The organism is Vibrio sp. 10N.286.49.E11 (assembly GCF_041469505.1).
Classification (GTDB): domain Bacteria; phylum Pseudomonadota; class Gammaproteobacteria; order Enterobacterales; family Vibrionaceae; genus Vibrio; species Vibrio crassostreae_C.
Genome location: NZ_JBFRKQ010000099.1, coordinates 13,505 through 27,557, shown reverse-complemented (window position 1 = coordinate 27,557; position 14,053 = coordinate 13,505). Strand labels below are relative to the sequence as shown.

Genomic DNA, 14,053 nt, shown 5'->3' with positions numbered 1-14,053 from the left:
GTAATGAAGCGAGTAATGTTGTTCCTTGCAACTAACCTAGCGGTTGTATTGGTACTAAGTGTTGTTCTTAATGTTGTATACGCAGTTACAGGTATGCAACCCGGTAGCCTCTCAGGTTTATTGGTGATGGCTGCGGTATTTGGTTTTGGCGGCTCATTCATTTCATTAATGATGTCGAAGAAAATGGCGCTACGCTCGGTAGGCGGCATGGTCATTGAAAGCCCACGTAACGAAACAGAACATTGGTTGATGGAGACGGTAAGCCGTCAATCTCAACAAGTTGGTATTGGTATGCCAACAGTGGCGATCTACGACTCGCCAGACATCAACGCATTCGCGACAGGTGCTAAGCGTGACGATTCATTGGTAGCAGTATCAACAGGCCTGCTGCACAACATGACGCGTGATGAAGCTGAAGCAGTATTAGCGCATGAAGTGAGCCACATCGCGAACGGTGATATGGTGACCATGACGTTAATGCAAGGTGTAGTGAACACGTTCGTTATCTTCCTATCTCGTTTCATCGCCAACATTGTTGCGTCGAATGACAACGAAGAAGAGGGTGGCAGCAACATGATGGTGTACTTCGGTGTGTCTATGGTGCTGGAACTGGTATTTGGTTTCCTAGCGAGCTTCATTACCATGTGGTACAGCCGCCACCGTGAGTTCCATGCTGATGCAGGTGCTGCGCACTTGGTTGGTAAAGAGAAGATGATTGCAGCGCTAGAGCGTCTAAAGGTGAGCCATGAGCCACAACTAGAAGGTTCTATGATGGCGTTTGGTATCAACGGTAAGAAGTCTCTAACTGAGCTTCTAATGAGCCACCCGCCGCTAGACAAGCGTATTGCTTCTCTACGTAACATGTAATCGCTACCTATTCTTCAGTCGCTAATCGACAAGATACATTTGAAAGGCTTCCTTCGGGAGGTCTTTTTTGATCTTGGCGTTTAAGATAACAAGTGTTGAGACATGAAGTATGAGATATGAGGTGCAGTTGTCGCTAGGTGATTAAATTGAATCAGTAGGAGACGAGTCGATCAATTGGAGAAGGCTTGGTGTTCTTATGTTGACGATTCTTGTGGCGATAGATTTAGTTCCACGCAATAAAAAGGCTTCCACATGGGAAGCCTTAGTCTATTCTGCGATTCGAAATTCGAATATTACAGCTTGTCAGTTAGCTCGATTGCTTGACCGATGTAGTTTGCTGGAGTCATCTCTTTCAGACGAACTTTCTCGTCTGCAGGAATCTCAAGACCATCGATGAATGCACGCATGCCTTCGCCATCTACACGTTTACCACGAGTTAGCTCTTTTAGCTTCTCGTATGGTTTTTCGATGCCGTAACGACGCATTACTGTTTGTACTGGTTCAGCCAATACTTCCCAGTTCTTGTCTAGTTCAGCAAGTAGCGCAGCGCGGTTAACTTCAAGCTTGCTAATACCTTTCAGAGTCGAAGTGTATGCAATGATTGCGTAGCCAACACCCACACCTAGGTTACGAAGAACCGTAGAGTCAGTAAGGTCACGCTGCCAGCGAGAAACTGGAAGTTTTTGTGCAAGGTGGCTGAATACTGCGTTCGCTAGACCAAGGTTGCCTTCAGAGTTTTCGAAGTCAATTGGGTTAACTTTATGCGGCATTGTCGAAGAACCGATTTCGCCAGCAATAGTCTTCTGCTTGAAGTGACCAAGAGCGATGTAGCCCCAAACGTCACGGTCGAAGTCTAGAAGGATAGTGTTGAAACGAGCAATTGCATCGAATAGCTCAGCGATGTAATCGTGAGGTTCGATTTGAGTTGTGTACGGGTTCCAAGTTACGCCAAGAGATTCAGTGATGAACTCTTCGCTAAACTGGTGCCATTCAACTTCTGGGTATGCAGAAAGGTGTGCGTTGTAGTTACCTACAGCACCGTTGATTTTCGCTAGGATCTCAACGTTTTCGATTTGCTTGTATTGACGTTCCATACGGTACGCAACGTTAGCCATCTCTTTACCCATAGTAGAAGGAGAAGCTGGCTGACCGTGTGTACGAGACAGTAATGGAATATCACGGTACTCGTTCGCAAGTGCTTTGATAGCATCAATTACGTTACGGATTTCTGGAAGAATCACTGTGTCACGAGCTTCTTTAAGCATAAGCGCGTGAGAGGTGTTGTTGATGTCTTCAGAAGTACATGCAAAGTGAATAAATTCGTTTACAGCGTGAAGTTCAGGAACGCCAGCAACTTTCTCTTTCAAGAAGTACTCAACCGCTTTAACGTCGTGGTTAGTCGTGCGCTCGATCTCTTTGATACGTAGAGCATCTTCTTCGCTGAAGTTAGCGGCTAGTTCATCAAGAAACTGGTTAGCTTCTGCACTGAACGCTGGTACTTCTTTGATTGCATCAGTTGCTGCAAGCTTTTGTAACCAACGAATTTCAACGATAGAGCGGTACTTTAGTAGTCCAAACTCACTAAAGATGCTGCGTAATGCAATAGTCTTACTTCCGTAACGGCCGTCTACTGGTGAAACAGCAGTCAATGCTGACAGTTCCATGGTGTTCTCCTGAATTGAGTTTTCTAAATTTTGAGAGGTTTATACCAGTAACAATCTCAATTGTCACGCACATTGCGCAATCGTTTGCGTGAGAGTTGTATTGATACAAAAAACAAGCTCGCGACGAGGCGCGAGCTAATAAACTACATTCGAGCTAGTAGGATTTGAGCCTGCTCGATCATCTTCTTACGACCGAAGATAAGGTGGCGACGTTTACCGCCAACTTGACGCCATAACACAGCGCTTCGAATCCCTGATAGAAGCAGTGCGCGAACCTTATGTTGGCTCGATGTCTGCTGAAGTACAGACGGAGTACCAGAAACCTGAATGCGAGGGCCGATAGGGCTGACGACATCAAGGTAGATACTTGCAAGGTTGCTGATCATTTGCTCGTCAAACAGATCAAAGTGTTCAGTTTGGCGCTCTGCAGTTTGAATGCGCTCACCAAGCTGAGACATAGAGTCGTTGCGAGAAGACAGCTTACGCTCAAGCGCCATCAAGCTGATGATGTAACGCGTGATATCGCTACCTGCTGGAGTACTATCGATACCTTTTACTAAGCACTCAAGGCCAAGCTTTAGGTTCGCTTCACGTCCAAATACGCCCACGGTATTCGATGGGTTGGTATTTAAAATGGCACTGAGTGAAGCTTCAAAGGCATCTTTATCACAATGGCCGTCTTTCGCTACTTGTTGAACCAAAGCCACAGCTTGGCAAATTCCGGCGAAAGCAATAGTACGGTCATAAAGTGTATTAGCCACGTAGTAACTCCTAGTTGTCTTCTATCGTTTGTCGTTTGATTGATTAGATGCGCTTTTCGATGATACCACCACCAAGACATACTTCGCCTTGGTAGAACACTGCAGATTGACCTGGGGTCACTGCGATTTGTGGCTCATCAAAAATAACCTTAATGTTCTCATCATCAATTGGGATGATTGTACAAGGAATATCTGTTTGACGGTAACGTGTTTTTACCGTGCATGTCATAACTTCAGTAATTGGTGTGCGATTTACCCAATGAAGTTGAGATGCGATCAAACCTTCTGATTTCAAAAGAGGGTGGTCTTTACCTTGTACTGCGATCAAAACATTACGCTTGAGATCTTTTTCACCAACAAACCATGGTTCTTCGTTACCGCCACCACCTTTAGTGCCGCCAATATGAAGGCCTTTACGCTGACCTAGCGTGTGGTACATCAAACCTTGGTGTTGACCAATCACTTGGCCTTCAGGTGTTTCGATGTTACCCGGTTGTGCTGGTAGGTATTTGCCTAGGAACTCAGTGAACTTGCGCTCACCGATAAAGCAGATGCCTGTTGAATCTTTCTTCTTAGCTGTGATCAAGTCTTGCTCTTCAGCAATACGTCGCACTTCTGGCTTCTCTAATTCACCGACAGGGAATAGGCTGCGTGCCACTTGATCTGAGCTTAGCGTGTATAGGAAATAACTTTGGTCTTTGTTGCTGTCTAGACCGCGTAGCATTTCTGGTTTTACGCCAGCATCAAGCTCTTCTTGAGTTGGGAAAGTACGACGAACGTAGTGACCCATCGCAATGTAGTCTGCGTCTAGCACTTCATCCGCAAACTCTAAGAATGCTTTAAATTTGATTTCTTTGTTACAAAGAATATCTGGGTTAGGTGTACGACCTGCTTTGTACTCTTCAAGGAAGTATTCGAATACGTTGTCCCAGTATTCTGCAGCAAAGTTGATAGTGTGAAGGTGGATACCTAGTTTGTCACATACCGCTTGAGCATCAGCAAGATCTTCAGCTGCCGTGCAGTATTCTTCGTTATCGTCTTCTTCCCAGTTTTTCATGAAAAGGCCTTCTACCTGATAGCCTTGTTGCTGAAGAAGATACGCCGATACTGACGAATCTACACCGCCGGACATACCGACAATTACTTTCTTTTCGCTGTTTCCAGAGCTGATATCTGACATGTCTAAACACCGTTACTATTACTTGGTCGCAGATTCTAACAGAAAGAGAAACGCCGTGACAGATCCGAGACCGGAATCACAGTTTCATTTGCACAAATAGTGCGCTGACTTTGTTAGAGAATCGCATGAGAGCGAGGTGAGTCGCTAGGATGTCAGAAGTATATGTGGCATAGTCGCTCGAAATCCAAGACCTGAGATAAAAAAATGTCTGAACAAAATGAATTTATGCAAGAAGAAGAGCTGATTGAGATCATCGAGAACCAGCTTGAAGATGGCGAACCAGTGAAAGTGAAAGAGACGTTGATGCGTTTAATGATGACAGGCACTCCACGTGAAGAAGCAATTGCGGCTATGGCATGTGCACTGGCAATTGAAGTATTTGACGTTATGAAAAACGGCGCGGAGTTTAATCAAAAACGTTACGCGGAGCATTTGGGCATGCTGCCTGATTTAAGCTTTATGGAAGGCGAATAAAAAAAACCTTCAGCAAACGTTTGCTATAGTTTGAAAGATTGCCGCGTTAAATATAGCGCGGTAGAATCCGCCACCTATTTCCCCTTGACTTAGACTAGCCTTATGAAATTCCCTGGACAACGTAAATCAAAGCACTACTTTCCGGTTCACGCTCGTGATCCTCTAGTGAGCCAAGCTCAAAGCAGTAAAAGAATGTCACGCACTCATATTATCGGTATTGACCAAACATTGGTGGATATTGAAGCAAAGGTGAGTTCTGAACTTATTGAGAAGTATGGTTTGAGCAAGGGACATTCACTGGTTATTGGCGACGCAGCCGCTGAATCTTTGTATCAAGAATTAAAAGAGCAGTGCCTGATTACCAATGAATACGCTGGTGGCACAATTGGTAACACATTACACAACTATTCAGTGCTAGCGGATGACCGTTCTACACTGTTAGGTGTAATGAGCCAAGATATTAAGATTGGTAGTTACGGTTATCGCTATTTATGTAATACATCAAGCAGAATGGATCTGAACCATTTACAAGGGGTAGATGGCGCAATTGGTCGCTGCTTTGCATTAATTACAGAAGACGGTGAACGTACTTTCGCAATTAGCGAAGGACAAATGAACCAATTAAAACCAGAAAGCATTCCTGAAAAAATCTTCAAAAGTGCTTCTGCTTTAGTTTTAACGGCTTATTTAGTTCGCTGTAAGCCAGGCGACCCGATGCCTGAAGCAACAATGAAAGCGATCGAATACGCGAAGAAATACGATGTGCCAGTCGTTCTTACACTAGGTACTAAGTTCGTTATTCAAGATGATCCAGAATTCTGGAAAGATTTCCTTGAGCAACACGTAACGGTTGTTGCAATGAATGAAGACGAAGCTGAAGCGTTAACGGGTGAAAGCGATCCACTGGCTGCATCAGATAAAGCGTTAGAGTGGGTAGACCTTGTTCTATGTACTGCGGGGCCTGTTGGCCTATTTATGGCTGGTTATACAGAAGATGCAGCTAAGCGTGAAACGTCACTGCCTTTACTTCCAGGTTCAATTGCGGAATTCAACCGTTTTGAATTTAGCCGTCCTGCGCATAAAGATTTATGTGAAAACCCAACTAAAGTGTATTCGCACATTGCGCCATACATGGGTGGTCCAGAAAAGATCAAAAACACTAACGGTGCAGGTGATGCTGCGTTGTCAGCTTTATTACATGATATGGCTGCTAATAAGTACCACAAAGAAAACGTGCCAAACTCAAGTAAGCACCAACATTCATTCTTGACGTACTCTTCGTTCTCACAAGTTTGTAAATATTCTAACCGTGCTAGCTATGAAGTGTTGGTTCAACACTCTCCACGTTTATCTCGTGGCCTTCCTGAAAGAGAAGATAGCCTAGAGGAAGCGTACTGGGAAAGATAAGTTACTTTCTTTAATCAGTAGTACTATCAGTATCAGTTGGTTTCTAATACTGATAGTGCAAATATAAAAAAGGCTCCGAAAGGAGCCTTTTTTGTTTCTGAATATATTGAAGTCGTAAATAATACTTTGGTCGACTTAAATATTAATTCTATTGCTTAGCGTGTAATTGATTACTCACTAAGTAAACTAAATGTTTAGATAGCAAACTCTTCTAGAGATTTACCAGCATCTAGCTGTTCTTGGATAGCTGAAGGCGTACGGCCTTGACCTGTCCAAGTCTTCTCGTCGCCGTTTGCGTCTACGTATTTGTATTTCGCTGGGCGAGGAGCGCGTTTAGCTTTTGTTGTTTTAGATTTTGCTTCACCAGAAAGTGCAGCAATAAGATCGGCAACATCAATTCCGTCTTTTGCAATTTGTTCAGCAATAGCAGAAAGCTTAGCTTCTTGCTCTGCTTTAGCAGCACGTTCTTCAGCTTCAGACTCTTGACGCTCTTGTACAACAATAGTCAGCTTGTCTAGCGCTTCTTCAAGTTGCTCAAGAGTTAATTCACGTGAGAACGCACGAAGGCTGCGGATATTTAATAGAGTTTTTGTTAATTCAGACATGATATTTTCCATCAAGGTAAACTAAATAATCTTCCTAATAATAAACAGAGCCTAGGAATAAAACAAATAGTATTTCTTCTATTACATATTTAAATATAAAAGTGAGATGAATAGTTGAAAATTCAGAGCAGTATTTCTATTGAATTTATAATAATTATTAAGAACATCTTAAAAAATGATATGTGACAGGTGGAGTAGTCAACTTATGTAGACTATTCTTCTATTGATTAGTTCATTAACAAAAAAGCTATTTTTCTCGGAATGATATGTTGCATTGTTGCTCTTGGTGAGTACAATTGCGGCTACCTGATGCGAGGTGTTGGTTAATTTGTTGTTAAACTCTGGTTTACACGGTTAATAATGTTATCGCACGTAGAGGTGCAATTATAAAAAGTAACTTCCGTTGGGGTGATGCCAATGAACGGGAATGAAAGGTGTAATTGCCGAAGTAAATTGTATATCTAAGCAATTTGCTGGGGTTGTGCTCAATAGGTACAACACTGCCATAGTCTTAATTTTAAACTATGGAGCGCTACTGTAGGGTTGGGTGAAGTGTTCACTTCCCTTTCGCTTAGTTCAACATGAGCTTGGTCAGCCGTATCAAGTTTGTCTGCAGTAGATCTCTAGCCAAATAAAAAACTGGTTTTTGAAGATCATGAATTTAATAGATTTTGCAACATCACCTTTATCTTTGCTTCCGCCCCTTGTGGCTTTGAGCCTTGCTATTGTTACCCGCCGTGTATTGGTTTCTTTGGGTGTCGGTATCATCATGGGTGCGATTCTACTTGCTGATTACTCAGTAGGTAACGCAGCTAGCTACGTGTTTACTAAAGCATCTGGTGTTTTCATCGAAGATGGTGGCATCAACACTTGGAACATGAGCATCATTGCATTCCTAATTATTCTTGGAATGACAACGGCATTATTAACACTGTCTGGCGGTACTCGCGCATTCGCGGAGTGGGCACAGTCTCGCGTTAAGAGCAAACGTGGTTCAAAACTACTTGCTGCTTTCTTAGGTGTATTCATCTTTGTTGATGACTACTTTAACAGCCTAGCGGTTGGTGCTATCTCTCGTCCTGTAACAGACCGCTTCTATGTATCTCGCGCTAAGCTTGCTTATATCCTAGATTCAACTGCGGCTCCTATGTGTGTGATCATGCCTGCTTCTAGCTGGGGTGCTTACATCATCACGATCATTGGTGGCATCTTAGTGACACACGGTGTGACAGAGTATTCTGCACTGGGTGCTTACGTTCGTCTTATCCCAATGAACTTCTACGCTGTATTCGCACTACTAATGGTGTTCGCAGTAGCATGGTTCGGTCTAGACGTTGGTAAGATGCGTGAGCATGAGATCGAAGCATCTCAAGGCCGTGGCTTTGAAGGTGACAACGATCAAAAGCAAGCTCACGATCTAAACGAAGAGTTAGATATCGAAGAGAGCGAAAACGGTTCAGTTTCTGATCTTGTTATGCCAATCGTATCGCTAATTGTAGCGACAGTGGCTGCAATGCTTTACACAGGCGGCCAAGCGCTGGCTGCTGATGGCCAAGCATTCAACCTTCTAGGCGCATTCGAAAACACGGATGTAGGTAAGTCTCTTGTTTACGGTGGTGTTATTGGCTTACTAGTAGCACTAGCGACAGTATTCAAGCAAAAGCTATCTATGACTGATATCGCAAGAACAATGTGGATCGGTGCTAGCTCTATGTTTGGCGCGATTCTGATTCTTGTGTTTGCATGGACTATCGGTTCTGTTATCGGCGACATGAAAACGGGTTCTTACCTATCGTCTCTAGTAACAGGCAGCATTGATTACCACTGGTTACCGGTTATGTTGTTCCTTCTAGCGGGCGTTATGGCGTTCTCTACAGGTACATCTTGGGGTACGTTCGGTATCATGCTACCAATCGCGGGTGATATGGCTGCAGCATCGGATATCGCACTGATTCTTCCAATGCTAAGTGCGGTTCTAGCGGGTGCAGTATTTGGTGACCACTGTTCTCCAATCTCAGATACGACGATTCTGTCTTCTACTGGTGCTCGTTGTAACCACATCGACCACGTCTCGACTCAGCTTCCATACGCGTTGTCTGTAGCGTTCGTATCGTGCATTGGTTTCATCACTCTAGGTATGACATCTTCAATTGGCATCGCATTTGGCGCAGCGTCTCTAACGTTTGTTGCTGTATGTTTTGCATTGGCTTACTTCTCTCGCTGCAAAATGGCGACGTGCAAAAGCTAAAATTGAAAGTTAATCAGTAAACTATCAGGGAGGCGTTTGCCTCCCTTTTTTGTGCCTGTTAATTTAATTTTAAGTTTCGTGAAAAAAGTTCGAATAAATGGTTGAAAAAGGATGTCAGCTTAGTTAGTGTGGAGACAAGACAGCAAACAACCTAAGAGCTGATAAGTATGCGTAAATTAGTAATGAACATTCATCACCATCATCACCCTATCTAGTCTTTCGGGGGAGATTTACGTATACCCGGGAGCAAGATTACTCCCGGAGGTTAAGTCAAAAGAATTTAGATTTAAACCCTCGGGATGACAAAGTCCCCGAGGGTTTTTTAGTTTTAGCGCTTTTAAATAATCAATAAATTCAAATATTTGCACAGGGATACAGCAATGCAGACACAACGCCTAAGAATCGCAATTCAAAAGAAAGGTCGCTTAAGCAAAGAGTGCCAAGACCTACTTAAAAAATGTGGTGTTAAATTTAATATCATGGGTGAGCGCCTAGTGGTTCACTCACTAAATATGCCAATCGACTTGTTACTCGTTCGTGATGACGACATCCCAGGTCTTATCATGGATGGTGTAGTTGACCTTGGTTTCATCGGTGAAAATGAACTAGAAGAAGTTCGTCTAGATCGTGTTGCTCTTAAAGAGCCTTCAGAGTTCCGCACACTACGTCGTTTAGACTTCGGTGGTTGCCGCCTTTCAATCGCTATTAATAAAGACGAAGAATACAACGGCCCACAAGACTTAGCGGGCAAACGTATTGCGACAACCTACCCACAACTACTTAAAGCCTACATGGACGAGCAGGGTGTTGAGTTCAGCACTTGTATGCTAACAGGTTCGGTTGAAGTCGCGCCTCGCGCTGGCCTTGCAGACGCTATCGCTGATTTAGTTTCTACAGGTGCAACGCTTGAAGCGAACGGCCTAAAAGAAGCAGAAGCTATCTTCCAATCGAAAGCAACACTGATTCAACGTGTTGGCGACTTCGACGCAGACAAGACCGCACTGATTGAAAAACTACTGACTCGTATGCAGGGTGTTCAACAAGCGAAAGAGTCGAAGTACATCATGCTTCACGCGCCAACCTCTCAACTAGAGCAAATCAAAGCACTACTGCCTGGTGCTGAAGATCCAACGGTTCTTCCTCTATCTACAGACAAAGACAAAGTTGCCGTGCACCTAGTAAGTACAGAGAACTTGTTCTGGGAAACAATGGAACAGCTGAAAGAGTTGGGTGCAAGCTCGATTCTAGTATTACCAATCGAAAAAATGATGGGGTAGTGACGATGAGAACCGTTGTTTGGCAATCTTTAAGTGAATCACAGCAAGACTCGGTATTAGAGCGTCCAGCTATTACTGAAGGTGCAAACATCACAGCGACTGTTTCTGATGTTATTGCAAAAGTACGAAATGAAGGCGATGCCGCGCTTAAAAAGCTGACTGCAAAGTTTGATGGTGTAACTCCAGAATCTATCCGAGTCAGTTCGGGTGAGATTGAAGAGGCGTGTGCTCGTCTAACACCAGAGATGAAGCAAGCGTTAGAGCAAGCTTATAGCAACATTGCTAAGTTTCACGAAGCTCAAAAGCCGCAGCCAATTAAGGTTGAGACACAGCCTGGTGTTGTGTGTGAGCAAGTGACGCGCGCGATTAATACTGTTGGCCTTTATATTCCCGGTGGCAGTGCGCCACTACCGTCAACGGTTCTTATGTTAGGTGTTCCTGCTCAAATCGCAGGTTGTCGTAAGGTTGTGCTTTGTTCACCTCCGCCAATCGCTGATGAAATCTTGTATGTCGCTAAGCTTTGTAAGATCGACGAAGTTTACAACGTTGGTGGTGGTCAAGCGGTTGCAGCAATGGCTTACGGTACCGAGAGTGTGGCTAAAGTCGATAAGATCTTCGGCCCAGGTAATGCCTACGTTACGGAAGCAAAGCGCCAAGTGAGTAATGACTTCCGCGGAGCAGCTATTGATATGCCAGCTGGCCCATCTGAAGTGTTAGTGATTGCTGATGAAACGGCTGATGCAGACTTCATTGCAGCGGATTTGTTGAGCCAAGCGGAACACGGGCCTGACTCTCAAGTAGTATTGGTAACTCCATCTCCAGTGGTTGCAGACCAAGTAACAGAAGCGGTTCAAAAGCAACTGAAAGAACTGTCTCGTGCGAACATCGCTCAGCAAGCATTGGCTTCAAGCTTAATCATCATTGCTGAATCGATCACTCAAGCGATTGCGATTTCGAATTTCTACGGTCCTGAGCACTTGATCGTTCAAACCAAGAACCCACGTGAATTGCTGCCATTGCTAGATAATGCAGGCTCAATTTTCCTTGGTGACTGGTCTCCAGAATCTGCAGGTGACTACGCATCCGGCACAAACCACGTTCTTCCGACTTACGGTTATACCAAGACGTATTCAAGCCTAGGTTTGGCTGATTTCTCTAAGCGAATGACGGTGCAGGAGCTAACAGCCGATGGGTTGAAAGGCCTAGCGCCAACAGTAGTAACAATGGCGGAAGCCGAAGGTTTGGATGCACACAAACGCGCTGTGACTATCCGAGTTGAAAAGTTAAATAAAGCGAAATAAGGGTAGGGCATGGAAAAGTTAGCAAGAAAACAAGTTCAGGCTCTAACACCTTACTTGTCTGCAAGACGCATAGGCGGTACTGGTGATGTATGGCTAAACGCCAACGAATCTCCGTTTGATAACGAGTACAACCTGAACTTGTCTCGTCTTAACCGTTACAGCGAATGTCAGCCAAAAGAGCTGATTGATGCTTACGCTCAATACGCAGGCGTGAAATCAGAGCAAACTCTGACAACGCGTGGTGCTGACGAAGGTATTGAATTACTGATTCGTGCTTTCTGTGAGCCGAACGAAGACGCTATTCTTTACTGCCCACCCACTTACGGTATGTACGCAATCAGTGCAGAGACGATTGGTGTTGAGCGTAAAGTTGTGCCTCTTACTTCTGAATGGCAATTGGATCTTCCAGCTATCGAAGCTCAGCTCGACAACGTAAAAGTGGTGTTTGTTTGTAGCCCAAATAACCCAACCGGTAATTTGGTTGATCGCAAAGACATCATCAAGTTGCTTGAAATGACACAAGACAAAGCGATTGTGGTGATGGATGAAGCGTATATCGATTTTTGTCCAGAAGCGTCAACCGTTGATTTGCTTGAGCAATATCCAAACCTAGCGATTCTGCGCACCTTGTCGAAGGCCTTTGCTTTGGCGGGCTTACGTTGTGGCTTTACGCTAGCGAACAAAGAGCTTATCGATGTACTGTTGAAAGTGATTGCTCCTTATCCAGTGCCAATCCCTGTTGCTGACATTGCCGTTCAAGCACTTTCAGAGCAAGGACTCGCGCGAGCTAAGTTCCAAGTTCTGGATTTAAGTGCTAACCGAGCGTATTTGCAGGCGGGTCTATTAGGTATGCCTCAAGTGACGGTTTTTGATGGCTGGGGTAACTACTTACTGGTGAAATTCCCGAACGGCGATGAGTTATTTAAAGCGGCTTGGGATACGGGCATTATTTTGCGTAATTCACCTATTGAAGACTGTGTTCGTATTAGTATTGGTAACCGCGAAGAGTGCGAAAAGACACTTGGATTCATTCGTAACTTTTATCAGTAATGAAAGGCTTACCAGTAATAACATTTGCCAGTTTGAGTTGATTAATTGGGCTGGCAAGTGAAACCAATATTTTGGGTTAGCGTTTGATTTTAGCTAGGCCACCAGATTTAAAATTAAAAGGAAGTTCAAGTGAGTAAACAACAGAAAATACTTTTTATAGACCGTGACGGCACCTTAATTGTTGAGCCGCCAGTTGACTTTCAAGTAGACCGTTTAGACAAGCTAAAATTCGAACCGCGAGTAATTCCTAGCCTGCTTGCTTTGCAAGATGCTGGTTACCGTCTAGTGATGGTGACTAACCAAGATGGTTTAGGTACCGATAGCTACCCACAAGAAGATTTCGATGCACCACACAATATGATGATGGAGTTCTTCGAATCTCAAGGCGTTAAGTTTGACGACGTGCTTATTTGCCCTCACTTTGACGAAGACAACTGCTCTTGCCGTAAGCCTAAACTGGGTATGGTTAAAGAGTACCTACAAGGCGGTAAAGTCGATTTCCAACACTCTGTTGTGATTGGCGACCGAATGACGGATCTTCAACTGGCAGAGAACATGGCAATCCGCGGTATTCAATATAGCCCGGATGCGGAAACTGAAGGCACGCTTAACTGGCCACAAATCGTTAAAGATCTGACGGTTAATGCGCGTATTGCTGAAGTAGTTCGTACCACTAAAGAAACAGATATCAAGGTTGCAGTAAACCTTGATGAAACCGGTGGCAACAAGATCGATACCGGCATGGGTTTCTTCGACCACATGCTTGATCAAATCGCGACACACGGTGGTTTCCAAATGAACCTGACTGTGAAAGGCGATCTGCACATCGATGATCACCACACAGTAGAAGATACCGCTCTTGCTTTAGGCCAAGCATTGAAAGATGCACTAGGCGACAAACGTGGTATTGGCCGTTTTGGTTTCAGCCTACCAATGGATGAGTGTTTGGCTCAGTGTGCGTTAGACCTTTCTGGTCGTCCATACCTGAAGTTCGATGCTAAGTTCAGCCGTGAGCAAGTGGGTGATCTTTCAACCGAGATGGTGGTTCACTTCTTCCGTTCTCTAACTGATACATTGGCTTGTACGCTACACCTTTCTTCTGATGGCAATAATGATCACCACATCATTGAGAGCCTGTTCAAAGCGTTTGGCCGTACTCTTCGCCAAGCAATCAAAGTTGAAGGTAACGAGTTACCAAGCAGCAAAGGCGTTCTGTAAG

12 protein-coding genes, 1 riboswitch and 1 other annotated feature are annotated in these 14,053 nt (G+C 44.3%); of the genes, 8 read left to right on the top strand and 4 right to left on the bottom strand.

From position 1 onward, the window contains the following. Positions 1–3: 3 nt before the first annotated feature. Complete coding sequence (gene htpX, locus AB4167_RS20530; protein WP_372090168.1) at positions 4–867, top strand: protease HtpX; 864 nt, start codon at positions 4–6, stop codon at positions 865–867. Between the two features lie 293 nt (positions 868–1,160). Here htpX and purB read toward each other — a convergent pair whose 3' ends face one another. The 3 genes from purB to mnmA form a co-directional block, all read right to left on the bottom strand. Then, on the bottom strand, positions 1,161–2,531 hold the full coding sequence (gene purB, locus AB4167_RS20525) for an adenylosuccinate lyase (protein WP_017065316.1): 1,371 nt from the start codon (positions 2,529–2,531) through the stop codon (positions 1,161–1,163). Positions 2,532–2,674: 143 nt separating this feature from the next. Then, positions 2,675–3,292 carry a high frequency lysogenization protein HflD gene (gene hflD, locus AB4167_RS20520; RefSeq protein WP_372136956.1) on the bottom strand — a complete coding sequence of 206 codons (618 nt, stop codon included), beginning with the start codon at positions 3,290–3,292 and terminating at the stop codon, positions 2,675–2,677. Between the two features lie 43 nt (positions 3,293–3,335). Then, positions 3,336–4,472: a tRNA 2-thiouridine(34) synthase MnmA gene (gene mnmA, locus AB4167_RS20515; RefSeq protein ID WP_017060260.1), complete on the bottom strand. Its 1,137-nt coding sequence runs from the start codon at positions 4,470–4,472 to the stop codon at positions 3,336–3,338. 204 nt (positions 4,473–4,676) lie between these two features. Between mnmA and AB4167_RS20510 the strand changes: the two genes are divergently transcribed. Together AB4167_RS20510 and AB4167_RS20505 are read left to right on the top strand one after the other, a co-directional pair. Next, positions 4,677–4,946 carry a hypothetical protein gene (locus AB4167_RS20510; RefSeq protein ID WP_010439986.1) on the top strand — a complete coding sequence of 90 codons (270 nt, stop codon included), beginning with the start codon at positions 4,677–4,679 and terminating at the stop codon, positions 4,944–4,946. A 102-nt stretch (positions 4,947–5,048) separates the two neighbouring features. Next, the gene (locus tag AB4167_RS20505; protein WP_017065317.1) at positions 5,049–6,353 is read left to right on the top strand and encodes an inosine/guanosine kinase; all 1,305 of its coding nucleotides are present in this window, start codon (positions 5,049–5,051) and stop codon (positions 6,351–6,353) included. A gap of 194 nt (positions 6,354–6,547) precedes the next feature. Here AB4167_RS20505 and AB4167_RS20500 read toward each other — a convergent pair whose 3' ends face one another. Further along, the gene (locus AB4167_RS20500; protein ID WP_017060262.1) at positions 6,548–6,958 is read right to left on the bottom strand and encodes an H-NS family nucleoid-associated regulatory protein; all 411 of its coding nucleotides are present in this window, start codon (positions 6,956–6,958) and stop codon (positions 6,548–6,550) included. A 365-nt stretch (positions 6,959–7,323) separates the two neighbouring features. Continuing rightward, positions 7,324–7,501, top strand: a riboswitch (Lysine riboswitch). Positions 7,502–7,613: 112 nt separating this feature from the next. Between AB4167_RS20500 and AB4167_RS20495 the strand changes: the two genes are divergently transcribed. From AB4167_RS20495 to hisB, 5 genes are all read left to right on the top strand, one after another. Beyond that, the gene (locus AB4167_RS20495; protein WP_017060263.1) at positions 7,614–9,206 is read left to right on the top strand and encodes a Na+/H+ antiporter NhaC family protein; all 1,593 of its coding nucleotides are present in this window, start codon (positions 7,614–7,616) and stop codon (positions 9,204–9,206) included. 190 nt (positions 9,207–9,396) lie between these two features. Further along, positions 9,397–9,533: a sequence feature (His leader region), on the top strand. Positions 9,534–9,586: 53 nt separating this feature from the next. Continuing rightward, positions 9,587–10,483, top strand: a complete 897-nt coding sequence (gene hisG / locus AB4167_RS20490) for an ATP phosphoribosyltransferase (protein ID WP_017060264.1) — start codon at positions 9,587–9,589, stop codon at positions 10,481–10,483. After that, positions 10,483–11,784, top strand: coding sequence for a histidinol dehydrogenase (gene hisD / locus AB4167_RS20485; RefSeq protein ID WP_017065318.1), 1,302 nt, complete (start codon positions 10,483–10,485; stop codon positions 11,782–11,784). The genes hisG and hisD overlap by 1 nt, the downstream gene beginning before the upstream one ends. A 9-nt stretch (positions 11,785–11,793) precedes the next feature. Then, the gene (gene hisC / locus AB4167_RS20480; protein ID WP_017060266.1) at positions 11,794–12,834 is read left to right on the top strand and encodes a histidinol-phosphate transaminase; all 1,041 of its coding nucleotides are present in this window, start codon (positions 11,794–11,796) and stop codon (positions 12,832–12,834) included. 129 nt (positions 12,835–12,963) lie between these two features. Then, positions 12,964–14,052 (top strand): bifunctional histidinol-phosphatase/imidazoleglycerol-phosphate dehydratase HisB, encoded by a 1,089-nt coding sequence (gene hisB / locus AB4167_RS20475; RefSeq protein WP_017067390.1) that lies wholly within the window; start codon positions 12,964–12,966, stop codon positions 14,050–14,052. Position 14,053 lies beyond the last annotated feature (1 nt).

Bases quoted from the DNA above. Each gene is read 5' to 3' on its own strand.
- htpX (WP_372090168.1), top strand. From the start codon at position 4: ATGAAGCGAGTAATGTTGTTCCTTGCAACTAACCTAGCGGTTGTATTG.
- AB4167_RS20500 (WP_017060262.1), bottom strand. From the start codon at position 6,958: ATGTCTGAATTAACAAAAACTCTATTAAATATCCGCAGCCTTCGTGCG.
- AB4167_RS20510 (WP_010439986.1), top strand. From the start codon at position 4,677: ATGTCTGAACAAAATGAATTTATGCAAGAAGAAGAGCTGATTGAGATC.
- AB4167_RS20495 (WP_017060263.1), top strand. From the start codon at position 7,614: ATGAATTTAATAGATTTTGCAACATCACCTTTATCTTTGCTTCCGCCC.
- hisC (WP_017060266.1), top strand. From the start codon at position 11,794: ATGGAAAAGTTAGCAAGAAAACAAGTTCAGGCTCTAACACCTTACTTG.
- mnmA (WP_017060260.1), bottom strand. From the start codon at position 4,472: ATGTCAGATATCAGCTCTGGAAACAGCGAAAAGAAAGTAATTGTCGGT.
- purB (WP_017065316.1), bottom strand. From the start codon at position 2,531: ATGGAACTGTCAGCATTGACTGCTGTTTCACCAGTAGACGGCCGTTAC.
- AB4167_RS20505 (WP_017065317.1), top strand. From the start codon at position 5,049: ATGAAATTCCCTGGACAACGTAAATCAAAGCACTACTTTCCGGTTCAC.
- hisG (WP_017060264.1), top strand. From the start codon at position 9,587: ATGCAGACACAACGCCTAAGAATCGCAATTCAAAAGAAAGGTCGCTTA.